Here is a 22,091-nt window from a genome sequence, read left to right on the forward strand (position 1 = left end):
GCCTCTTCCTTTTGACTTCAACTGTTATACACTAGCTGTTATGCTTCAACCGTTATGGTCTAACTGCTATGCTTCTACTACTATGCTTCAGCGTTACCCCGGCGGAGCTCCAGCCACTCCACCGTAGCCTGCAGCGTTTTCTCACTGCGCGTTATCGCGTCCGCCACCTGCGTTGTAGCGGTTCCGCCGTATACATTGCGGGCGTTAACCACTGCTTCCGGCTGCAGCACAGCATAAATACGATCGTCAAACAGCTCGGAGAACTGCTTGAACTCGTCCAGGGTCAGGTCGAGCAGATATTTGCCGTTCTGGATGCAGTACAGCACCGTCTTGCCGATCACCTCATGCGCCTGCCGGAAAGGGAGCCCTTTGCCGACCAGGAAATCCGCGATATCCGTCGCATTGGAGAAATCCTGGTTGACCGCCTGCCGCATACGCCCTTTGTTGACTTTCATGGTGGCGATCATCGGTGCGAACAGCTGCAGCGCGCCTTCCAGCGTCGCCACCGTATCGAACATGCCTTCCTTGTCTTCCTGCATATCCTTGTTGTAGGCCAGCGGCAGTGACTTCAGTACGGTCAGCAGCCCCATCAGGTTGCCGTAGACACGGCCGGTCTTGCCGCGCACCAGCTCGGGCACGTCCGGATTTTTCTTCTGCGGCATGATGCTGCTGCCTGTGCAGAACGCATCGTCCAGCTCGATAAAGCTGAATTCCGTGCTGCTCCACAGCACCAGCTCTTCGCTCAGCCGGGACAGGTGCGTCATGATCAGCGAAGCAGCTGCCAGGAATTCAACAATAAAGTCGCGGTCGCTCACCGCATCCAGGCTGTTCTCGTATACGCCGTCAAAACCGAGCTGCTCCGCCACAAAATGGCGGTCGATCGGGAATGTCGTTCCCGCCAGCGCGCCTGCGCCCAAAGGCAGGATGTTGATCCGCTTGTAGCTGTCCTTCAGACGGTCGATATCCCGCTCGAACATGGATACATAAGCCATCAAATGATGGGCGAACAGGATCGGCTGTGCCCGCTGCAGGTGCGTATAGCCAGGCACGATCGTATCCAGGTTGTCCTTCGCCTGGGCAATCAGCGCCTCCTGAACGGCATGCAGCATGCCAACAAGATCGACCACACGGCCGCGCAGGTACAGGTGCATGTCCGTCGCCACCTGATCATTGCGGCTGCGGCCTGTATGCAGCTTGCCGCCGACCGGTCCGATCTCTTCGATCAGATTTTTCTCAATGTTCATATGGATGTCCTCATCCGAAACGGAGAACTCAATCTCTCCCTTGCGGATACGCTCCAGCACCTTTTGCAGGCCTGCTTTAATGATCTCGACATCCTCCTGCGGCACGATTCCGGATTTGCCCAGCATTGTGACATGGGCCAGACTGCCCTGAATATCCTCCTCAGCCAGCGCTTTGTCAAAGTTGATGGAAGCCGTATACTCTTCCACGAGCTTGTTCGTCTGCTTCGTAAAACGTCCGCCCCACAGCTTGCTCATTTCTGCTGTCCCCTCTCTTGCGGTACGGGCCGCCCCTGTCACCGGACAAGGACGGCCCGCACTTTTTGAATATTGTGCAATAAGTTCTGCCTTATTTATTCTGATTTACACCCGAATATACCTTCAAACGGAGCGCGTTCAGGCGGATAAAGCCCGTTGCGTCCCCTTGATCATATGCCTGGGTAGGATCGGCTTCCATGGTGGCGATGTCCGGATTGTACAAGCTGACCGGACTTTTCACGCCAGCGCCGATCACATTGCCTTTATACAGCTTTACGCGTACCGTACCTGTTACGTTTTTCTGACTCTCCGTCACAAGCGCCTGCAGTGCCAGGCGCTCCGGAGCAAACCAGAAGCCGTTATACACCAGTGTGCTGTATCTCGTAATCAGGCTGTCACGCAAATTCATGACCTCACGATCCATCGTAATGGATTCCATTTTGCGGTGCGCCGTGAACAGGATCGTGCCGCCTGGCGTCTCGTATACACCACGGCTCTTCATGCCGACGAAACGGTTTTCCACCATGTCGACACGGCCGATACCGTGCTTGCCGCCCAGCTCGTTCAGCTGCTCCATGACCTGCAGCGGGTTCAGCCGCTCGCCGTTCAAGGCCACGCAGTTGCCTTGCTCAAATTCCAGTTCCAGGTACTCAGGCGTGTCCGGAGCATCCTCGGGATCATTGCTCAGCAGGAACATGTCCTTGTTCTCCGGTGTGCTCGGGTCAAACCAAGGATCCTCCAGCATGCCGCTTTCGTAGCTGATATGCAGCAGATTGCGGTCTGTGGAATATGGCTTCGCTGCAGAAGCAGTCACCGGAATGCCGTGCTTTTCCGCATAAGCGATCATTTCCGCACGGCCCGGGAACTGGTTGCGGAACTCCTCCAGCCGCCAAGGCGCAATGACCTTGATGTCAGGTGTCAGCGCCGCCGCATTCAGCTCGAAACGCACCTGGTCGTTGCCTTTGCCTGTAGCACCGTGAGCAATGGCTGTCGCGCCTTCCGCCTGGGCAATCTCTACCATCCGCTTGGCGATCAGCGGACGAGCGATGCTTGTGCCGAGCAGATATTGGCCTTCATATAAAGCGCCCGCCTGGAACATCGGATAAATAAAGTCCTTGGCGAATTCGTCGCGCAGGTCGTCGATGTATACCTTGGAGGCACCGGTAGCCAGCGCTTTCTCCTCCAGCCCGTCCAGCTCCTCCTTCTGCCCGATATCCGCCGTAAAAGCGATAATCTCCGCATCATAGGTTTCCTTCAGCCATTTCAGGATGACCGACGTATCCAGACCTCCGGAATACGCCAGTACAATTTTTTCTTTTGCCATTACGCCGCTTCCTCCCTGTGAATCCATATTCATCGCATATATATTTCATTAAGTATATAGTTCATATGCTTTACTGTTAAGCCATTAAAGCAACGAGCAGCGCCTTTTGCGCGTGCAGCCGGTTTTCCGCCTCATCGAAAATAACGGAATTCGGACCGTCGATGACGCCTGCGGTCACTTCTTCCCCGCGGTGCGCCGGCAGGCAGTGCATGAACAGATAGTCCGGCTTTGCCAGCTTAACCAGCTCTTCGTTCACCTGAAAATCTGCAAAAGCCGCCTCGCGCTGCTTCTGTTCCTCCTCGAAGCCCATGCTTGCCCAAACGTCCGTATAGATGACATCGGCATCCTTGACCGCTTCCTGCGGGCTGGTGGTGACCACGATATCGCTGCCTGTCTCCTTGGCAATCTCCTTGCATTCCGCCACGATGCTCTTGTCCGGCTCATAACCGGCAGGACTGGCGATGGACACATGCATGCCCAGCTTGGCTCCGCCGATCATCAGGGAATGGGCCATGTTATTGCCGTCTCCGATATAAGCAACCTTGAGGCCTTTGAGTTTCCCCTTCTTCTCATAGACCGTCTGGTAGTCCGCCAGCACCTGGCACGGATGCGCCAGATCGCTCAGACCGTTGATGACAGGCACCGTGGCGTAACGCGCCAGATCGGTGACATTGTTATGACCGAACGTGCGGATCATGATGCCATCCAGATAGCGGGACATCACCTGCGCCATATCGCTGATCGGCTCACCCCGGCCGAGCTGGATGTCATTTTTGCTCAGGAACAGCGCATGCCCTCCCAGCTGATACATCCCCACCTCGAAGGATACGCGGGTGCGTGTCGAGGACTTTTCAAAAACCATGCCCAGCGTCTTGCCCTGCAGCGGCTGATACACTTCTCCGTTCTTCTGCTTGCGCTTGAGCTCCACCGCCAGATCGATCAGGTATTGAATCTCCTCGGTTGTAAAATCGTTCAGCTCTATAAAATCCCGCCCTTTCAGGTCGAGCTTCAGCTTCTCTTCCGTTTGGCTCATGAGAGGGTCTCCTTTCAATATGGGTAAAATGAGGTGCAGCGTACGTCCTCAGCTTTATGCCTGCACCGGTTTATTTTTTCGCAGCCGTATGCTCTTCAATGACTTCCGCGAGTATAGCCACCGCCTGGTCGATCTCTTCCTTTGTTACATAGAGGTTAGGCAGAAAGCGGACGACATTCGGTCCCGCTGTCACAAACAGCAATCCCTTCCGCTGTCCGGCCAGTACCAGCTCGCCTACCGGCTCCGTGCATTCGATGCCGATAAGCAGCCCCTTGCCCCGCACTTCTTTGACAAAAGGATTCTCGCCCAGACTGCTGTTCAAACGCTCCATAAGATATTCGCCCATTTCCGCCGCCCGGTCCGCCAGCTTCTCGCCAACAATGATTTCCACCGTCGCGTTGACTGCTGCCATGGCGAGCGGTGTACCGCCGAACGTCGAACCGTGACTGCCCGCCGTGAAGGCTTCCCGCAGATAGCCTTTGCCCAGCATCGCGCCCACGGAGAAGCCGCTGCCTACCCCTTTGGCAATGGTGAAAATATCAGGTTCAATGCCATAATGCTCGTGGGCAAACAATTTGCCCGTACGACCCATACCGGTCTGGATTTCATCAATGATCAGCAGCAGTCCGTGCTCAAGGCACAGCTCCACAATGTAATCCACAAAATCCGCTTCCACCGGATACACGCCACCCTCGGCCTGCACTATTTCCAGCATAACGGCTGCCGTTACATCGCTGACCGCGGCTTTCAGAGCTTCTTTGTCATGGAGCGGTACGCTTTTGAAGCCGGCCGGCAGAGGCAGGAAGCCTTCCTTCACCTTATCCTGTCCGGTAGCCGTCAATGTCGCAAGTGTCCGTCCGTGAAAAGACTGCGTAAACGTGATAATCTCGTAGCGATTGTCCTTCTTTACCTTCTGGTGGTAGCGGCGCGCCAGCTTGATGGCTGCTTCATTCGCTTCAGCCCCGCTGTTGCAGAAAAACACTGCATCCGCGCAGCTATTGGCTGTCAGCAATTGTGCGGCCTGCTCCTGGCCCGGAATCTGAAAAAGATTCGATACATGCCACAGCGTATCAATCTGCTGCTTCAACCGCTCAGCTACCGCTTTGGGCGCATGCCCCAGGTTGGTCACCGCCAGGCCGCACATGAAATCAAGGTAGCGTTTTCCCTGGTCGTCCCACAGCCAGCTGCCTTCTCCTTTGACAAGGCTCAGCGGATATCTTGCATACGTGGGAAACAAAGCGCTCTCCTGACCTTTGCCTGCCGCCATTTCCTTCACTGCGGCTCCGCCCGCTGCCGCATTGTGCCCGTTACTCATATCATTCACGCTCCTGTTCATGCCGGCGCTGCGGCCGGATCAAATTTTCATTCAAAAATCGTGCTACATTCTGGCTATTCTCGTGCCTATATTTTCTCCGTTCAGAACACGGCTGAGCACCTGCGGCTCCGTTCCGTCCACAATGACCACCTCGCGGACTTCGCCCTGAATGCACGCAATGGCTGCCCGCACCTTCGGAATCATGCCGCCATAAATTTCCCCCGTGCTGATCATATCCTCAATCTCCTGCACCGTGACCGATGGCAGCACCTTCTTGACGCCGTTCACATTACGCATAATACCGGGCACATCCGTCACCACAATCATTCTGCTTACCCCGATGTGAGATGCCACCGCCCCCGCTGCTGTATCGGCGTTGATGTTATAGCGCTGGCCCTCAGCATCGATCCCGACCGGCGCGATGACCGGCATGTAGCCCATCTCCACTACGCCACCGATCAGCTCCGCGTTGACCGCTGTCACATCACCGACCCAGCCAACCGCTGCGCTGTTGGCGACTGGACGCGCCTGAATCAGAAGACCGTCCGCGCCGGACAGGCCGACAGCCTTGCCCCCGCGCATCATGATGCGGCGCACAATCTGCTTGTTGATGCTGCCTGCAAGCACCATTTCCACCACGTCCAGCACCTCTTCGGTCGTGCGGCGCAGTCCGTTGACGAACTCCGTTTCAATGCCGAGCTTCGTCAGTGTATCGGAGATGGCCGGACCGCCGCCATGTACAATGACCGGCTGCCTGCCGTCCCGCTGCAGCTGCACCAGATCGTCGAAGAAGGAATCCGGCAGCGCCGCCAGCGTGCTGCCACCGCATTTCATAACAAAGCTGGAGCCCAGCTGTTCCGGCGCCGCCTGAGCTATTTTGTCCGTTGAGGTATTCATTGCAAACCTCCTCTTCCCGCATGTATATATAAATGCCCCTTGCGCCACCGCTTACGTCCGGTAAGCCGCGTTAATTCGCACATAATCATAGGTCAAATCGCATCCCCACGCTGTAGCGACACCGTCGCCATTGTGCAGATCCACAACGATTCGCACCGTGTCCCCACGCAAATAGGCCAGGGCCTCTTCTTCATCAAACGCTACCGGGCTCGAGTCCCTCAGCACAACAATATCGCCGAGCCGGATATCGACGGTCTCCGGATTGACCGGCTCTCCTGCACGGCCCACGGCGGCGATAATCCGCCCCCAGTTGGCATCCGCCCCAAACATGGCCGACTTGACGAGACTGGAGCCGATGACGGTCTTCGCGATGGCTCTGGCCGACAGATCGCTGACTGCCCCGCTCACGGACACCTCCACCAGCTTCGTTGCTCCTTCGCCATCCCCGGCAATGTTTTGCGCCAGCACGCGGCAGACGTAGGTGAATGCCTCCGCAAATGCTTCCCAGTCCGGATGCTCCGCGTTCAGCTCTTTGTTGCCCGCCAGCCCGCTTGCCATGGCGACCAGCATATCGTTCGTGCTCGTATCACCGTCCACGGTAATCATATTAAACGTCACATCCGTCGCCTGCTTCAGCAGCCGCTGCAAGGACGCCTGCTCCACGGCCGCATCACAGGTCATAAAAGCAAGCATGGTCGCCATATTGGGATGGATCATGCCCGAGCCTTTGGCGGCACCGGCGATATGAACAGTGATCCCGTCGATGACAAGCGAAACGCACGCTTCCTTTTTCACCAGATCTGTTGTCAAAATAGCCTGCGAGAAGGCTTCCGCCCCATCACGGCCGCTGTTGATTTGCTCGGGCAGCGCTTGGATACCCGCATGGACCGCGTCCATCTTCAGCAGCTCGCCGATGACACCCGTGGATGCCACAGCCACATCGCTTTCCGCCACGCCAAGCTCCCGTGCCGCCGAGGCACGCATCGCATAGGCGTCTTCCTCGCCTTGCTGCCCTGTGCAGGCATTGGCATTGCCGCTGTTGACGACGACCGCCTGCAGCCTTCCGTCAACCAGACTTTCCCGTGTCACCTTCAGCGGTGCCGCCTGGAACAGGTTGGTGGTGTACACGGCTGCCGCCGTCGCAGGCACCTCGCAGCGGATCGCCCCCAAATCGTTCCGGTCTGTCTTTTTCAGACCGCAGTGCAGCCCGCCGGCGCTGAAGCCGCGTGGTGTTATAATCGAGCCTTCGCTCACGATATCAAACGTTGGTTTCCCCATGTCCATCTCCCCCGTATCCGCATTACGGATAGATCGGCGTCAAGCCGAGCCCGAGGTTTTCCTCCCATCCCATCATGAGATTCATATTTTGAATAGCCTGGCCTGCCGCGCCTTTGACGACATTATCGATGACTGAAATAATCGTCACCCTGTTCGTCCTCGTATCTACAGCAAAACCGATATCGCAATAGTTGGAGCCGGTTACTTCCTTAGTTGCCGGCCATACACCGGCATTGCGGACGCGCACAAACGGCCGGCCTTTATAGTACTCCCTATACAGATCAACCAAATCTTGATCTGTATAACTTCCGTTCATCGTCGCATACATGGTGCTCATAATGCCGCGTGTCATCGGCACCAGCTGGGTGGTGAAAGTAACCGTAACCTGCTCTCCTGCCACATCCCCAAGCACCTGCTCAATTTCCGGTATATGCTGATGTTTGTTCACTTTATACGCCTTGAAATTTTCGTTGATTTCCGCAAAATGCGTCATCAGGCTGGTGCCGCGGCCTGCGCCGGACACGCCGGATTTCGCATCGATAATGATGCTGCGGTGATCGATCAGGCCCGCCTTGAGCGCCGGAATTAGCCCCAGTAGAGTAGCCGTTGGATAACATCCCGGGTTAGAAATGAAAGGAACACCTGCGGCGCGGTCGCCGTACACCTCTGCCAGCCCGTATACAGCCTGTTCCAGATAAGAGGCGGGAGCAGCCGGCTTCTTGTACCACTGTTCGTACGAAGCGCCATCCTTCAGCCTGAAATCCCCAGACAGGTCAACGACCTTCAGACCCGCGTCGAGCAGCTGCGGAACCAGCTTTGTGCTTACGCCAGACGGCGTTGCGGTAAATACAAGATCAGCCTTGGCGGCAATCTCCTCCACCACGACTCCGTCCAGATCCTGAACCATAATATCCGTCAAATGCGGGAAGCCTTCGCTAATGGGCGTTCCACTGCTGGAGGATGAAATAACCGAAACAATTTCCGCTTGCGGATGATGCTGTAAAAAACGAATCAGTTCCACCCCGCCGTAGCCGGTGGAACCGATGATTGCCACTTTTATTTTACTGTTCAAGACTGCTCCCCCATTCCGCTCTGTTCGAGATGTGTATTATTATACATCCGTATTCATATAAATACAACCATTCCATGTTAAGTTTATACGTGGCCGATGCTATAATAAATAGACTCTATAAATCATAAGAAAGCGAGGGGCCGTATGAATAACTCTGCACGCATGCAGGAGCTCATCACGCTGAAAACCATCGCCGAAACCTTGAATCACTCCAGCACCCTGCAGCCGATGCTGCAAAATGTGCTTGGGCAGCTGCTGGATTTAACCGGGCTGACAACAGGGTGGATTTTTCTGATGGACGCCTCGCATGAATATGAATTTGTTGCCGACCGAAATTTGCCTCCTGCCCTCACATACAGAGACAAGCAGCCCATGAAATGCGGCAGCTGCTGGTGCGTGGACAAGTACTGGGGCGGACGGCTGCATAATGCCGTCAACATCCTGAACTGCAAGCGGCTTGAAGACGCTGAGGAGCAGCGGACCGCAGACACCGGGGGAATCACCCATCACGCCACCGTCCCGCTGCGTTCCGCAGAACGCAGCTACGGGCTGATGAACGTAGCCGCCCCCGGCAAAAACCATTTTACGGACAGCGAGCTGGCGCTCCTGCAGTCCGTGGCGCTGCAGATCGGCGGCGCACTGGAGCGCATTCGGCTGTTCGAAGCGGAGCAGCGCCGGGCGCGGCTATTCAGCAAAGCGGGCGAATTCGGAGGCGAGCTGGCGAAAATGGCTGCAGGCTCGGGTACAAGGCTGTGCCTGGTGGCTGACCGCGTAACCCGGCTGATCGGCGAGACATTCCCGGATTGGCCGGTTGCCGCGCTATTCGAGCCCGAGGAAGGCGGCTATGCTCTGCGCAGCCTATATGCGGGAAGCGGCCTGTCCCGCGAAGGTATTTCGGCCGACGGGCTGCTGCTTCCCCTGCTCATGAGGGGTGCAGCATCCAGTCGGCCCGTGCGCGCCTCAGCCGCCGAGCTGGCGGAGCTGCGCCGGGCGGCAGGCGGCAACGGGACACGGCTGAAGGCTGCCTTTGCAGCTGCTGTTCCGTCCTGGTGCCAACAGCCGGCCGTGCTGGTTGTCGCCTGCTCCGGCAAGGAAGAGGAAGCCGCGCAGGTCGACGCTGTTGTGATTGAGGCCGTTGCGGAGCATATTACCGTCACGCTGGAGCGGGTGAAGCTGGAGGAGCAGCAGCGGCTGCTGACCCGCCTGGAGGAGCGCAACCGTCTGGCAAGGGATTTGCATGACTCCGTCAGCCAGCTGTTATTCTCCCTGTCGCTGACAGCCAAGGGCGTAGAGGGTATGCTTGTGGGGGAGAACGACGGACCGGCCGCCGCCGCTGTCCGCGACATGCGCCAGCTGTCTCAGACGGCCCTGCAGGAAATGCGCAGCCTCATCAAGCAGCTGCGGCCCGCAGGCCTTGAGGCAGGCTTGCTGGCTGCGCTGCAGGAATATGGAGCCATGCTGAGACTGGAGATCCATGCGGAAATGGAGGGCGTCAGCCAGCTTCCCTCGCAGGCCGAGGATACGCTTTGGCGCATTGGGCAGGAAGCCCTGAACAATGTTGTCAAGCATGCGGGAACTGGCGCGGCCGACATTAGGCTGCGACTGCTTCCGGACCGCGCGGTGCTGCGTATTGAAGACCAGGGACGCGGCGGAGCGGCAGAGCGACCATCCACCGAGGGCGCACATTACGGCCTGGCCAACATGAGGCACCGGGCAGAGCTGCTGGGAGGAAGCTGTACAATTGTGAGCAGCGCCGGAAACGGAACTGTTGTGGAAGCTGTCATCCCCCTAAACGGGTTTTCGCGATAAAAATCAAGATAACGGGAGGAGCCCAGATTATGATTAAACTGCTGCTGGCGGACGACCATGCCATGGTGCGCAAAGGGCTGCAGGTCTTCTTGTCCACCCAGCCGGATATCCATGTGGTCGGCGAAGCTTCCAACGGAACGGAAACGCTGGAGCAGGCTGCCCTGCTGCAGCCTGATGTGGTTCTGATGGACCTGAACATGCCGGTGATGGATGGCATTGCGGCGACCCGGGAGCTGAGAGCGGCGCATCCTCAGATCAGGGTGATCGTCATGACCTCCTTCAACGACAGAGCCCATGTGCTGCCTGCCGTCCAGGCCGGCGTTAAAGGATACTTGCTGAAAGATATCGAACCCTCCGACCTGGCGGATGCCATCCGGAGGGTACATCAAGGCAAGGTTGAGCTGCACCCCGACGCAGCAGGAGAACTGATGAGGCTGATGTCTTCCCCGGATGCTCAGGGACTGATAGGAGTTCCAAGTGTACAGGAAACAACTCCTTCATATCATGCGGGAGAAGAGGGGAATGTTGAAGCTCTGCGCGAAAGCCGCAGCCACACCACAAGCGTACCCGCTTATTCTCACCTGGAGCGGCTGACGCCACGGGAACGCGAGGTGCTGGACCTGATCGCCTGCGGATTAAACAACCGCGAGATTGCAGAAAAACTGGTCATTACGGAAAAAACGGTCAAGACTCATGTCAGCCACCTGCTCGACAAGCTGGAGCTTGCCGACAGGACGCAGGCGGCCATTTTTGCATTAAAAAACGGAACCGGCAGCTAGAACGCCCATTCCGTCTCATACCAAAGTTGTAGACGCTCGGCCTTGCGGCTGAGCGTTTTTGCCATGCAAAGATACATCCCGCTGCCGACGCTCCCACTGCGCCAATAAGGTAAGATGCAATTAGAAACAGCACATGCTGCTGACGACATACCAATCCACAGGAGGAACCTACTATGAATATTGTCATTCTTACTGGTAGCAACCGTAAAAACGCGGCCAGCAGCGGGCTGGCGGAATATGCCGCAGCCATTATGCGCGAGTCGGGACATACTGTCCGCCTGATCCATCTGTATCATACGCCGCTTCCGCTTTATTCCCCCGAAGCGGAAAACCTGCAGCATCCCGGCGTAGAACAGCTGCTACGGTCATTTGGAGAGGCTGACGCCATCATGCTGACCACGCCGGAGTATCACGGCAGCATCAGCGGTGTACTCAAGAACGCGCTCGACTACCTCGGCCAGGCGCAGTTTAAAGGCAAGGCTGTCCTGACCGCCAGCACGGCCGGGGGCGCGGTCGGCATCAGCTCGCTGCAGCAGCTGCAAGCCATCGTCCGTAATCTGCATGGCGTAAGCTCCCCGGAATGGATATCCATTGGCGGCAGCCTGCGCAGCCGCTTCGAAGGTGTGACCGGCTTTCGGACCGGCGTACACGAGCCAGTTCCGGAAGCGGACGAACGCATTTTCAGCGCTGTCCGGTCTTTCCTGCGGCTGGCAGAGGGTCTTCACAGCGGACAAGGCACTACCGCTGACACGCCCTGATCGGATAAAACACTCTTTATAGAGGAGGTGCCCCCATGCTCCAACAAATACGCTCCATTCATCCCCTGGCCTGGACCATTATGATCGGCACGGTATGCAGCCGGATGGCAATGTCCATGAGCCTGCCGTTCCTGGCCATTTACCTGACCCAAACGCTGGGGGCCTCTCCTTCACAAACCGGCTTTGTTACCGCCGTCAGCTCTCTCGCAGGGCTGACGGCCAGCTTTTGGGGCGGCTACGCCGCCGACCGGCTCGGCCGCAAAACAGTGCTGCTGCTCTCCGCCTGCGGCTGGGCCGCCGTATTTGCCGGCTTCGCTGCAGCGGATCAGCTGTGGATGTTCTTCGCCGTCAATGCGTTGAACGGGGTATGCCGTTCGGTATTCGAGCCGGCGTCGCGTGCTCTGCTGTCCGATGTCACTCCGCCGGAACAGCGGCTTCTGGTGTTCAACCTGCGTTATGCGGCCATTAACGCCGGGTTTATGCTGGGACCGCTGATCGGCATCCGGTTTGGCACTGCGGGCTCGGCCTCCTTGTTTCTCATTCCGTGTCTGGTCTACCTTTTATATGGAGTGGTCCTGGCCGTTCAGTTCAGCAGGCACGCGCCGCCTGAATCAGCATCTGTCACAGAAGAACATGCCTTTCCGGGAATGCCGGCTGCCCTGCGCATAACAAGCGCCGACAAACTGTTTATGCTCCTGCTCATCGGCTCGCTGCTGACCAATATCGGCTTCGGTCAATTCAGTACAACGCTGCCCCAGCATTTAACCATGAGCCCGTATGTAGAGAATGGCCCTGTGCTCTATGGCTACATGCTAACCCTGAACGCCGTCGCCGTTCTTGCCGTGCAGTACCCTGTCATGCGCTGTGCCCGCTATCTGCCCCCCATGGTGCTCATGATGGCAGGCGGCGTGCTCGTGTCCGGCAGCATGCTAATGTTCGGCCTCTTCACCTCATTCTGGTGGCTGCTGCTTGGCGCATTGATTTATTCCGTCGGGGAAGTGCTTGTCTTCACGTTGTCGGATACTCTGGTTGACAAGCTGGCCCCGAAAGAGCTGCGGGCCACCTACTTCGGCGTTATGGGCTTGTCGAGCACTGGCTATATGCTGGGGCCTCTGCTGGGGGGCCTCCTACTGGACGCCTTCGGCACCGATCGCGCTCTGCTGGTCTTCAGCCTGATTGCCTGCGCCACCGCGTGTGGCCTGCCGTTTCTGTTTGGCGCCTACCGGAAATGGCAGCGCCCTCTCGCAAGCCCAAAGCGGGAAATTCATTCTGCCCGTTAAGAGTGGCGCTTAAGATGGCTGCCTCCTTAGCAGCCATCTTAAGACCTCATGGTCAGCTTTCTCTTTTAAACCCTTTGCCCAGCACCTCGTACGTATTGCCAATAATGACAAACGCATCCGGGTCTACAGATCTGACGAGTGTTTTGAGCCGGGTGACTTCGTTCTGCCCCACCACAACCATGAGCACGGGACGATCCTCCTGTGTGAAGCCGCCGCGGCCCGCCAGCTCAGTCAGCCCCCTGTCCAGATCCACCAGAATGGCTCTCGCTATTTTCTCTTTATGATTAGAAATAATATAGGCCACCTTGGAATAACCAAGCCCCATTTCCACTGCATCAATGACTTTACCAGTGATATATAGGCCGATTAGGGCATACAGCGCGTTTTCCGGTGAAAGAGCAAAGCCTGCCAGCACAATAACCGTCCCATCCAGCAGCACAACCGACAACGAAAAGCTGAAACCCGTATATTTCTGAATGATCTGTGCCAAAATGCTCAATCCGCCGGTTGATCCCCGTCCCCTGAAAACAATCCCCAGTCCCAGACCAACACCAATCCCGCCATATAATGAAGCAAGCAGCGGGTTCGTTGTTGGTACAGGCCAATCACTTGTAAAATAGACAAACAGCGGCAGCAGCACACTTCCCAGCAGCGAACGGATGCCATACTGCCTGCCAAGCAGCAGCACACCGGCGATGAACAGCGGAATATTGAGCGCCCACTGTGTAAAAGCCGGCTCCAGCCCGAACCAGGCCTGAGCCAGAATCGACAGACCGGACACTCCGCCGGAAGCAATCCGGCTCGGCAGCAAAAACATGTTAAAAGCCAGTGCTGTGATAAAGGAGCCCAAGACAATCAAAATGACATCCAGCACATTTCGCCTTGGCCCCGATGCAGGAATTCTTTCTGCAATTCGCTTTCTCCGTTCAGATGGTGAATAAGATGAAGACATCGTTCAATTTCTCCTTTAACATCGTTTATCGATATATTCGTTGTTACCCCACAGCCGCCAAAGAATACATGCACAGCAACGGCAAAGGCACCTGATTTTAAGCAAAAAAATTCCTACACAAAGTGTACTTAAAAAACATACACCTCGTGTAGGAAGGGTTGGATTATTCGGTTTCCACCTTGATTTGGCTGCGCAGGTAACCATCGATAAATGCATCGAGGTCTCCATCCATCACTGCGCCCACGTTTCCTGTTTCAACATTGGTACGGTGATCCTTTACCATACTATAGGGATGAAACACGTAGGAGCGAATCTGGCTGCCCCACGCAATATCCGACTGTTCCCCTCGGATTTCCGCCAGCTGCTGCTCTTGCTCTTCAATTTTGCGCTCATACAGCTTCGACCGCAGCATCGTCATGGCACGTTCACGGTTCTTGATCTGGGATCTTTCGTTCTGGCAGGTGACCACGATGCCTGTCGGCAGGTGGGTGATCCGTACGGCCGAATCGGTCGTATTGATGTGCTGGCCGCCAGCACCGCTGGCGCGGTACGTATCGATCTTCAAATCCTCGGTGCGGATTTCGATCTCCACGTCATCCGCGATCTCAGGCACGACGTCGCAGGATACAAACGATGTATGACGTCGTCCTGACGAGTCAAACGGCGAGATCCGCACCAGACGATGAACGCCCTTCTCCGCTTTCAAATAACCGTAGGCGTTAAAGCCTTTGATCAACAGCGTAACACTCTTGATCCCCGCTTCATCTCCAGGCAGGTAGTCCAGCGTCTCCACCTTGAAGCCGCGCTTCTCGGCCCAGCGGGTATACATGCGGAGCAGCATTTGCCCCCAATCCTGCGACTCGGTTCCGCCAGCACCCGGATGTAGCTCCAGAATGGCGTTTGACTTATCGTATGGCTGGTTCAGCAGCAGCTGCAGCTCGAATTCCTCCAGCCTGGCGACCAAAGCAGACACGCTGCCCGTAACTTCTGCCGCCAGCTCCTCATCGCCTTCTTCATCAGCCAGCTCCACCATCATGGATGCATCCTCGTATTCCTTGCGGAGCTCCTCATACTGGTCAACAGAGGATTTGACTGCATTCATTTCCGCAATAATACCCTGTGCCTTCTCATTGTCATCCCAAAAATCGGGGGCCGCCATCTTCTCCTCAAAGTTGGCGATCATCTCCTGCTTCAGATCTAAGTCAAAGAGACCCCCTAAGATTTGTTAGTTTCTTGCTTATTTCGCGCAAATCATGTTTTACACTTGGATCGATCATTCCGCAAAACTCCTTCTCATGAAATGAGCCCCCGGATCGCAGCCGGGAATGAACCGCCGCATGTCAATGCGCATCCATTCCCGCTGCTCTCCAAGGAGCCGTATGTCCGCCTGGCAGCGGTTTATTATGCACAAGCTGCTGCCAAGCCGATTATTCTATATATACTTATGCCATCCCAAAGCCAGTCGCCTTAAGATTTGTTGGCTCTCCGTGCTGCTCTATTCTGCTTCGGTGTCGCAGGCTCTCCGCTGGTGGACATCTTCTTCTCATCCACAACCGCCTGGCGCTCCTGGTTCGATTCGATTTGCGCTTTCATCACATAAGTCGAAACCTCTTCCTGGATGCTTGCGATCATTTCATGGAACATCTCAAAGCCTTCGAACTGATATTCACGCAGCGGATCGGTACCGCCATAAGCGCGAAGGTGGATACCCTGACGAAGCTGATCCATGGCATCGATATGGTCCATCCACTTGCTGTCTACTGCACGCAGCACGATAACCTTCTCGAATTCGCGAACCATTTCCTCGCCGATTTCTGCTTCACGGGCGTTGTACTTGGCTGTAACTTTCTCGAACAGCAGCTCAACAATCTCTTCCTTCTCTTTGCCCCAGAGATCGTCACGGCTCACTGCGCCTTCTTCCAGCAGCTTGTTGTTAACGTAATCGGCCACTTCTTCAAGCTCCCAGTTTTCGGGAATCTCGTCCCCACAGTGCGCTTCAACTATACGCTCGATGGTAGGCTTGATCATGTCGAATACAATCTCTTTGATGTTCTCCGACTCGAGCACTTCACGGCGCTGCTTGTAAATAATCTCCCGCTGCTGGTTCATCACATCGTCATACTGCAGCACGACTTTCCGGAGATCAAAGTTGTTGCCTTCCACCCGCTTCTGGGCGGATTCGATCGCACGTGTAATCATTCGGCTCTCGATCGGCTGGTCTTCCTCAAAGCCGAGGCGCTCCATCATATTCAGTACATTGTCGGCGCCAAAGCGCTTCATCAGCTCGTCGCCCAGAGACAGGTAGAACTGCGTTGACCCCGGGTCGCCCTGACGGCCCGCACGGCCGCGCAGCTGATTGTCAATCCGGCGGGACTCGTGGCGCTCCGTACCGATGATATGAAGTCCGCCGAGCTCCGCTACACCTTCACCCAGCACAATATCCGTACCACGGCCGGCCATGTTCGTCGCAATCGTAACCGAGCCGGCTTCGCCCGCACGCGAAATAATTTCCGCTTCCTCCGCATGGTATTTCGCGTTCAGCACCTTGTGCTTCACGCCTTTGCGCTTCAGCATTTCGGACAGCAGCTCGGAGTTCTCAATGGAAACTGTACCAACAAGTACAGGCTGCTGCTTCTGGTGGCGCTCCACAATTTCATCAACAACCGCCTTGAACTTGCCTTTCACGCTCTTGTACACAACGTCAGGCATATCCACACGCTGGTTCGGACGGTTTGTCGGAATCTGAAGTACCTCAAGCCCGTAAATTTTCTTGAACTCTTCTTCCTCGGTTTTGGCCGTACCGGTCATACCTGCCAGCTTGCGGTACATACGGAAATAGTTCTGGAAGGTAATGGTCGCCAGCGTCATGCTCTCGTTCTGTACGCCGATGGCTTCCTTCGCTTCAATCGCCTGGTGCAGACCGTCACTGTAACGGCGGCCGGCCATCAGACGGCCCGTGAATTCATCGACGATAACAACCTCATCTTCGGTCACCACATAATCCACGTCGCGGCGCATGATTACATTCGCTTTCAACGCTTGTACGACGTGATGGTTAATCGTCACGTTAGCCTGGTCGTACAGATTATCAATCCCGAAGAAGTTTTCCGCCTTGGATACGCCGTTCTCCGTCAACGCGACCGATTTCACCTTCACGTCAACCGTGTAATCCTCTTCAACCGCCAGCGTCTTCACAAAGCGGTCGGCCGCAAAATACAGCTCTGTCGATTTCTGCGCCTGTCCCGAAATGATCAGCGGCGTCCGCGCCTCGTCAATCAGAATGGAGTCAACTTCGTCAATAATACAGAACTGAAGAGGACGTTGAACCATCTGTTCCTTATACAGCACCATGTTATCACGCAGATAGTCAAAACCGAATTCATTGTTGGTTCCGTACGTAATATCACAGGCGTACGCATGCTGCTTGGCGCCATGATCCATGCCGTTCAGATTCAAACCAACCGTCATGCCGAGAAATTCGTAAATCTGCCCCATTTCGGCGCTGTCGCGCTGGGCCAGGTAATCGTTGACCGTAACCACGTGCACACCTTTTCCTGCAAGAGCATTCAGGTATACAGGCAGAGTTCCGACCAGCGTCTTCCCTTCACCTGTCTTCATCTCGGCAATTTTGCCTTCATGCAGCGCCATCCCGCCCAGCATCTGAACATCATAATGACGTTTGCCCAGCACGCGTTTGGACGCTTCACGCACAGTAGCATACGCTTCAGGCAGAAGCTCGTCCAGCGTTGCCCCCTGCTCCAGGCGGCTGCGGAATTCCTCCGTTTTTCCTTTCAGTTGTTCATCAGTAAGAGCCTCGAAATCCGGCTCCATCTTATTGATCAGGTCAACCGTCTTCATCAGACGTTTGACGTCCCGTTCATTCGTGTCTCCGAATATTTTTTTTACTATGCCTAGCATGGCTTACCCCTTTCGCGCAAAACAATTGATGGAATCAATTTCACAAACAAAAGGGTCCATGAAAATGAAATTGATTCGTACCTTTCAGCTTGCCATTTTCAGAAAAAAAGTCTTTGGATAAATTGTAACAGTTTGTGGGAGTTGCCGCAACACACACGGGCTGTGCAATATCTGCAAAATCCACTTCCTTTCATTGTATAAGACCAAACGTTTATCGGTGTACTTTCACAGAAGACAGACCGCATTTAGTGGAAGTTTTTCTTGCGATCAAAGAAAGCTTCAGCTCCGCTGAAAACTTTCATTAATCTAAAAAATAAAGACGAAGCGGATGCCGATTAGGTTTCGTATTTATCACTTTTTATCAGGCTTTGTAAAATAGGAATACCGTCTATCGACGCATACATAAAGAAAAAAAGACTGCGATTAGCGGAATTTTTTTCTTGCGATCAGAGAATCGTTCGGCTCCACTGAAACTCTATAAATTGTATAATCTAAAAAAGCCCCGGTCCAGACATATGCCTGGAACAAGGGCTCGCTTGTATTCGGTTATGGTGGTCCATCCGTACCTGGTGAAGCGGTCATTCTTGCTCGATCAAACCATACTTCCCGTCATTACGTTTGTAAACCACATTTACTTCCTGATTTTCAATGTTGGAGAACACAAAGAAATTATGCCCGATCATGTTCATCTGCAGGATGGCTTCCTCCACATCCATCGGCTTCAATAAAAAGCGTTTGGTACGGACCACTTCCAGCTCATCGCTCTGCTCATCCTCTACAGCCTCGGGAACCTCCACTTCCGCAGCCGGCTGCTCCACGAACAGCGACTTCAGACCGCCCTCCTGGCGGAACTTGCGGTTCAGCTTGGTTTTGTGCTTGCGGATCTGGCGTTCCAGCTTGTCCGCTACCGCGTCAATGGACGCGTACATGTCTTCGCTCCTGTCTTCAGCCCGGAGCAGCACCCCCGGCAAAGGAATAGTTACTTCCACGGTGCTTAGTCCTCTTGTCGTGCTTAACGTGACACTTCCATCAGATGTTGGCGGTGCATCGAAGTACTTCTCAAGCCTGCTGAATTTCTTCTCAACATACTCTCTCAAAGCGTCAGTAACATCGATCTGTTGACCTCGAACGGTAAAGTTCATATGGCACGCCTCCTTTGCACCTTCAGTATACCACATTTGTTAAGCGGGAGTAAAAAACAGGATAGGCTTATGCGGAAAAGTGTTAACGCGATTCGCTCCGCAAATCACCAAATTAAATTTTACTTTCAGCCTGATATGCAGCAATCTGTTCCTTACATAGTTCCTGCAAATTTCTACCCTGCAAATAACCGAGTGTCCATTGAATGGTAGCGTCCAGAGCTTGGTCCAATGTCCATCTTGGAGTCCAATTGAGCTCATTCATAGATTTAGAGCAGTCCAACTTAAGCATGTTTGCTTCATGAATGTGATCCTCTCTTACAACCTGATAACCCGGATGTTCATAAGGCCACTTGCCTGACATCTGATTCACAATCCACTCAACTGGTTTTGCATCACTGTCCCTTGGGCCAAAATTCCAGGCCTGCGTATATTCCTCACCACCTTCATATAAGCGTTGACAAAGGAGTAAATATCCAGATAAAGGATCCAATACATGCTGCCAAGGACGGACAGCTTCCGGATTACGGATTTGAATCTGTTCTCCCTTCATAAATGCTTTAATAAGGTCGGGAATCAAACGATCCTCGGCCCAATCACCGCCACCAATGACATTCCCGGCACGGGCTGTCCCAACCATAATGCCTGTTCCTTGAAAAAAGGATTGTCGATAAGCAGAAGTGATCAGCTCAGAGCACGCTTTACTGCTAGAATAGGGATCGTAACCGCCCAAAGGTTCATTTTCACGATATCCCCAATGCCATTCCCGATTTTCATAACACTTATCCGTAGTGACATTTAGGATTACACGGACTGAGCCATTGATGCGCGCGGCCTCCATTATATTTACAGTTCCCATTACATTCGTATTATAAGTCTGAATAGGATCCTGATAAGACCTACGGACCAATGGTTGAGCAGCCATATGAATCACGATCTCTGGATTCGCCTTGTCTAAAGCTTTTTTCAGTGCTTCAAAATCGGTAACATCACCACTGACCGACTCCACAAAAATATCTTTTAATTTCCCCAGTTCAAAAAGCGAGGGGGTTGTTGGAGCTGACAAAGAGTAACCTGTCACTTCTGCCCCCATGCTGTGAAGCCATAGACTTAACCAGCTTCCTTTGAAACCCGTATGTCCCGTTAGGAACACCTTCTTCCCAGCCCAAAAGTCCTTATCCACTATAGCTAAGTTCATCATAAAGAAACTCCTATCCGGCGCTTAAAATGCATTACTATTTGCTCTATAGTTCATTTGGTAAAGTCCGTAATCCATTTTTAGTAATGACTCTACATGCTTCGCCTCTACTTCTCTACCCCCAGCTAAAAGCATAGCGATTCCCTCCACAATTTGATTGGTCACGGGACTACGGTCTGACATAGTATTAATTACAGAAACAGCCTCAAAACCGTTTGACCTTGCCTGCAAAAGAAGCATATCCCTGTTATAGATCTTTCGATTGTGTACAGCCGAAGAAGAGTTAAGCATCTCATATATTGTTTCTATGCTAATGCTGTTGCTAACCATAAAGATCAATCTCGCGCCCGCATTCATAACCTTGGCAAGCTTGCTGAAGATCATATCTAAATCTTCAGAAAAATGATTCAGTGGCTTTTCAATAAAAACCAAATCATATTTATCATGGAGTTCTGCCGGTAAGTCCAGGAGTTTATCGAGTAATAAGACATCATGGGAAATAGAGTACAAATCAGTCATGTATTTTTGATCAAATGTACAGAAAGATACCTTAGGCTTAATTCCATGAGTTGCCCAAATCCGGTTTTTGATTTGTATCAAGGTAGCTCCACACTTTGCATCCACCCCAAGTATTGATTTAACTTCAGATAAACTAGGATAGTCGAAATGCATATAAGCCGGATGCATGCGCGCATCCATCCAAGCGTCTAGACCATACCTATCGATAAATGTTTGTCTTCCTTCTTCCATGGAATTTGTCAGATGATCGCTCGTCGTAGTTAGACTTCCATAGTGGTGTGTTACAGTATCTGCACAATAAATGAGCTTATATCCAGAACGTCTAATTCTAAAACTGATGTCATCATCTAAAAATTCTCCTCGGTAGTAACGCGTATCATAATAACCAATTCTCTCTAAGAGTGCAGTGGGGCAGCATAAAACATTTGGTAATAACACTACCCGCTCCTCCCATTTAGCAGGGTTGCTTATATTATATTGCCTTGCCTTTTCCTGAAAATCCGCTTTGGAAACAAATGGGATATCTATCTGTTGCATGTTGGATATGGACGTTGCCCCCGGAGAAACAAAACCGATTTTTTGATCTGATTCAATACAGATCATCAGATTTTTCAACCAATTTGGTGTAAAAATAAAATCATTACAAACTGCAGCACTATATTTCCCCTCTGCTGCCATCAGACCAATATTAAATCCCTTTACAAGATGAACGTTATATTTTAAATGGATTACTTTTGCTCCAGGTATCGAATCAAAATACTCTTTTGTACCGTCTGTCGAACCGTTATCCACTAGAATTAATTCATAATCCACATCATCAGTATTCATTAAAATACTCTCTACACAATCCCTTGTATAGCTGAGATTATTATAAGCCAGTAGGATGACGCTTACTTTGCATTTAGCCTCTTGTCCTCGCCGGGCAATTGTATTATGGTCCACTTCCCCTACTTCAGGATATAGATGGGGATAATTCTGCTTGTTAACGAAATTCTCAACAACATAGGCGATTTCAAACTCCAATATCCTAAACAAAGAAAGAAAATGAAAGCGAAAATCATATAAAAACACATCCACGTTATCATGAATTGCATTTTCTTTTAGGCGTTCAATATAATATAAAATATTTGCATTGATTTCTTTTACACGGTTCGGAGGCGAACTTTGTAATATCGAACTTTCCAAAGCACATAGCATCTCGGATAGGTTATCTAGAATTACAAGATCCGATAAGTTTAATTCACCCTGTTGGATACAGTTTTCCAAATAAGCAATGCCTTCACGGCCTGCCTGTAACGTTCCAAGCAGCTGAGCTGCCATA

18 protein-coding genes are annotated in these 22,091 nt (G+C 53.3%); 5 read left to right on the forward strand and 13 right to left on the reverse strand.

From position 1 onward, the window contains the following. Nucleotides 1–80: 80 nt before the first annotated feature. The 7 genes from argH to argC all read right to left on the reverse strand — a co-directional run bounded on the left by argH (nt 81) and on the right by argC (nt 8,418). Nucleotides 81–1,499 carry an argininosuccinate lyase gene (gene argH / locus ACE5KN_RS07270; protein WP_375525960.1) on the reverse strand — a complete coding sequence of 473 codons (1,419 nt, stop codon included), beginning with the start codon at nt 1,497–1,499 and terminating at the stop codon, nt 81–83. A 91-nt stretch (nt 1,500–1,590) separates the two neighbouring features. Continuing rightward, on the reverse strand, nt 1,591–2,823 hold the full coding sequence (locus tag ACE5KN_RS07275; protein ID WP_375525959.1) for an argininosuccinate synthase: 1,233 nt from the start codon (nt 2,821–2,823) through the stop codon (nt 1,591–1,593). A 76-nt stretch (nt 2,824–2,899) separates the two neighbouring features. Next, nucleotides 2,900–3,856, reverse strand: coding sequence for an ornithine carbamoyltransferase (argF, locus tag ACE5KN_RS07280; protein WP_375525958.1), 957 nt, complete (start codon nt 3,854–3,856; stop codon nt 2,900–2,902). A gap of 70 nt (nt 3,857–3,926) precedes the next feature. Next, a complete protein-coding gene (argD, locus tag ACE5KN_RS07285) occupies nt 3,927–5,123 on the reverse strand; it encodes an acetylornithine transaminase (protein WP_375525973.1) in 1,197 nt (398 codons plus the stop codon). A 111-nt stretch (nt 5,124–5,234) separates the two neighbouring features. Then, complete coding sequence (gene argB, locus ACE5KN_RS07290; RefSeq protein ID WP_375525957.1) at nt 5,235–6,068, reverse strand: acetylglutamate kinase; 834 nt, start codon at nt 6,066–6,068, stop codon at nt 5,235–5,237. Nucleotides 6,069–6,119: 51 nt separating this feature from the next. Continuing rightward, nucleotides 6,120–7,346 carry a bifunctional glutamate N-acetyltransferase/amino-acid acetyltransferase ArgJ gene (gene argJ / locus ACE5KN_RS07295; protein WP_375525956.1) on the reverse strand — a complete coding sequence of 409 codons (1,227 nt, stop codon included), beginning with the start codon at nt 7,344–7,346 and terminating at the stop codon, nt 6,120–6,122. A gap of 22 nt (nt 7,347–7,368) precedes the next feature. Then, entirely contained in the window at nt 7,369–8,418 is a 1,050-nt protein-coding gene (gene argC / locus ACE5KN_RS07300) for an N-acetyl-gamma-glutamyl-phosphate reductase (protein WP_375525955.1), read from the reverse strand. Nucleotides 8,419–8,562: 144 nt separating this feature from the next. Between argC and ACE5KN_RS07305 the strand changes: the two genes are divergently transcribed. The 4 genes from ACE5KN_RS07305 (at nt 8,563) to ACE5KN_RS07320 (ending at nt 13,044) form a co-directional block, all read left to right on the forward strand. After that, complete coding sequence (locus tag ACE5KN_RS07305) at nt 8,563–10,227, forward strand: GAF domain-containing sensor histidine kinase (protein ID WP_375525954.1); 1,665 nt, start codon at nt 8,563–8,565, stop codon at nt 10,225–10,227. A gap of 29 nt (nt 10,228–10,256) precedes the next feature. After that, nucleotides 10,257–11,006 carry a response regulator gene (locus ACE5KN_RS07310; RefSeq protein ID WP_375525953.1) on the forward strand — a complete coding sequence of 250 codons (750 nt, stop codon included), beginning with the start codon at nt 10,257–10,259 and terminating at the stop codon, nt 11,004–11,006. Nucleotides 11,007–11,179: 173 nt separating this feature from the next. Next, complete coding sequence (locus ACE5KN_RS07315) at nt 11,180–11,764, forward strand: NADPH-dependent FMN reductase (RefSeq protein ID WP_375525952.1); 585 nt, start codon at nt 11,180–11,182, stop codon at nt 11,762–11,764. A 35-nt stretch (nt 11,765–11,799) separates the two neighbouring features. Continuing rightward, nucleotides 11,800–13,044 carry an MDR family MFS transporter gene (locus ACE5KN_RS07320; RefSeq protein WP_375525951.1) on the forward strand — a complete coding sequence of 415 codons (1,245 nt, stop codon included), beginning with the start codon at nt 11,800–11,802 and terminating at the stop codon, nt 13,042–13,044. 52 nt (nt 13,045–13,096) lie between these two features. Here the strand turns inward: ACE5KN_RS07320 and ACE5KN_RS07325 are convergent, their stop codons facing one another. Further along, on the reverse strand, nt 13,097–13,996 hold the full coding sequence (locus ACE5KN_RS07325; protein ID WP_375525950.1) for a YitT family protein: 900 nt from the start codon (nt 13,994–13,996) through the stop codon (nt 13,097–13,099). A gap of 163 nt (nt 13,997–14,159) precedes the next feature. After that, a protein-coding gene (gene prfB / locus ACE5KN_RS07330; RefSeq protein ID WP_375525949.1) for a peptide chain release factor 2 occupies nt 14,160–15,273 on the reverse strand; the annotation gives its coding sequence in 2 pieces (ribosomal slippage) (nt 14,160–15,200 and nt 15,202–15,273; 1,113 coding nt in all). A gap of 23 nt (nt 15,274–15,296) precedes the next feature. Here prfB and ACE5KN_RS07335 point away from each other — a divergent pair. Beyond that, entirely contained in the window at nt 15,297–15,467 is a 171-nt protein-coding gene (locus ACE5KN_RS07335) for a hypothetical protein (RefSeq protein WP_375525948.1), read from the forward strand. Here ACE5KN_RS07335 and secA read toward each other — a convergent pair. The 4 genes from secA to ACE5KN_RS07355 form a co-directional block, all read right to left on the reverse strand. Then, nucleotides 15,464–17,914 carry a preprotein translocase subunit SecA gene (gene secA / locus ACE5KN_RS07340; RefSeq protein ID WP_375525947.1) on the reverse strand — a complete coding sequence of 817 codons (2,451 nt, stop codon included), beginning with the start codon at nt 17,912–17,914 and terminating at the stop codon, nt 15,464–15,466. The two genes, ACE5KN_RS07335 and secA, sit on opposite strands and share 4 nt — an antisense overlap. 578 nt (nt 17,915–18,492) lie before the next feature. Next, nucleotides 18,493–19,056 carry a ribosome hibernation-promoting factor, HPF/YfiA family gene (gene hpf, locus ACE5KN_RS07345; RefSeq protein ID WP_375525946.1) on the reverse strand — a complete coding sequence of 188 codons (564 nt, stop codon included), beginning with the start codon at nt 19,054–19,056 and terminating at the stop codon, nt 18,493–18,495. A 112-nt stretch (nt 19,057–19,168) separates the two neighbouring features. Continuing rightward, on the reverse strand, nt 19,169–20,251 hold the full coding sequence (gene rfbG / locus ACE5KN_RS07350; protein ID WP_375525945.1) for a CDP-glucose 4,6-dehydratase: 1,083 nt from the start codon (nt 20,249–20,251) through the stop codon (nt 19,169–19,171). Nucleotides 20,252–20,275: 24 nt separating this feature from the next. Further along, nucleotides 20,276–22,090 carry a glycosyltransferase family 2 protein gene (locus ACE5KN_RS07355; RefSeq protein WP_375533060.1) on the reverse strand — a complete coding sequence of 605 codons (1,815 nt, stop codon included), beginning with the start codon at nt 22,088–22,090 and terminating at the stop codon, nt 20,276–20,278. Nucleotide 22,091: the final 1 nt, after the last annotated feature.

It is taken from the genome of Paenibacillus terreus, assembly GCF_042138595.1.
GTDB lineage: Bacteria > Bacillota > Bacilli > Paenibacillales > Paenibacillaceae > Paenibacillus > Paenibacillus terreus.

What these genes read in the sequence shown, in the direction of transcription:
- argH (WP_375525960.1), bottom strand. Translation starts at nt 1,499, where the DNA reads ATGAGCAAGCTGTGGGGCGGACGTTTTACGAAGCAGACGAACAAGCTC.
- ACE5KN_RS07275 (WP_375525959.1), bottom strand. Translation starts at nt 2,823, where the DNA reads ATGGCAAAAGAAAAAATTGTACTGGCGTATTCCGGAGGTCTGGATACG.
- argF (WP_375525958.1), bottom strand. Translation starts at nt 3,856, where the DNA reads ATGAGCCAAACGGAAGAGAAGCTGAAGCTCGACCTGAAAGGGCGGGAT.
- argD (WP_375525973.1), bottom strand. Translation starts at nt 5,123, where the DNA reads ATGGCGGCAGGCAAAGGTCAGGAGAGCGCTTTGTTTCCCACGTATGCA.
- argB (WP_375525957.1), bottom strand. Translation starts at nt 6,068, where the DNA reads ATGAATACCTCAACGGACAAAATAGCTCAGGCGGCGCCGGAACAGCTG.
- argJ (WP_375525956.1), bottom strand. Translation starts at nt 7,346, where the DNA reads ATGGGGAAACCAACGTTTGATATCGTGAGCGAAGGCTCGATTATAACA.
- ACE5KN_RS07305 (WP_375525954.1), top strand. Translation starts at nt 8,563, where the DNA reads ATGAATAACTCTGCACGCATGCAGGAGCTCATCACGCTGAAAACCATC.
- ACE5KN_RS07310 (WP_375525953.1), top strand. Translation starts at nt 10,257, where the DNA reads ATGATTAAACTGCTGCTGGCGGACGACCATGCCATGGTGCGCAAAGGG.
- ACE5KN_RS07315 (WP_375525952.1), top strand. Translation starts at nt 11,180, where the DNA reads ATGAATATTGTCATTCTTACTGGTAGCAACCGTAAAAACGCGGCCAGC.
- ACE5KN_RS07320 (WP_375525951.1), top strand. Translation starts at nt 11,800, where the DNA reads ATGCTCCAACAAATACGCTCCATTCATCCCCTGGCCTGGACCATTATG.
- ACE5KN_RS07325 (WP_375525950.1), bottom strand. Translation starts at nt 13,996, where the DNA reads ATGTCTTCATCTTATTCACCATCTGAACGGAGAAAGCGAATTGCAGAA.
- ACE5KN_RS07335 (WP_375525948.1), top strand. Translation starts at nt 15,297, where the DNA reads ATGAGCCCCCGGATCGCAGCCGGGAATGAACCGCCGCATGTCAATGCG.
- secA (WP_375525947.1), bottom strand. Translation starts at nt 17,914, where the DNA reads ATGCTAGGCATAGTAAAAAAAATATTCGGAGACACGAATGAACGGGAC.
- hpf (WP_375525946.1), bottom strand. Translation starts at nt 19,056, where the DNA reads ATGAACTTTACCGTTCGAGGTCAACAGATCGATGTTACTGACGCTTTG.
- rfbG (WP_375525945.1), bottom strand. Translation starts at nt 20,251, where the DNA reads ATGAACTTAGCTATAGTGGATAAGGACTTTTGGGCTGGGAAGAAGGTG.
- ACE5KN_RS07355 (WP_375533060.1), bottom strand. Translation starts at nt 22,090, where the DNA reads ATGGCAGCTCAGCTGCTTGGAACGTTACAGGCAGGCCGTGAAGGCATT.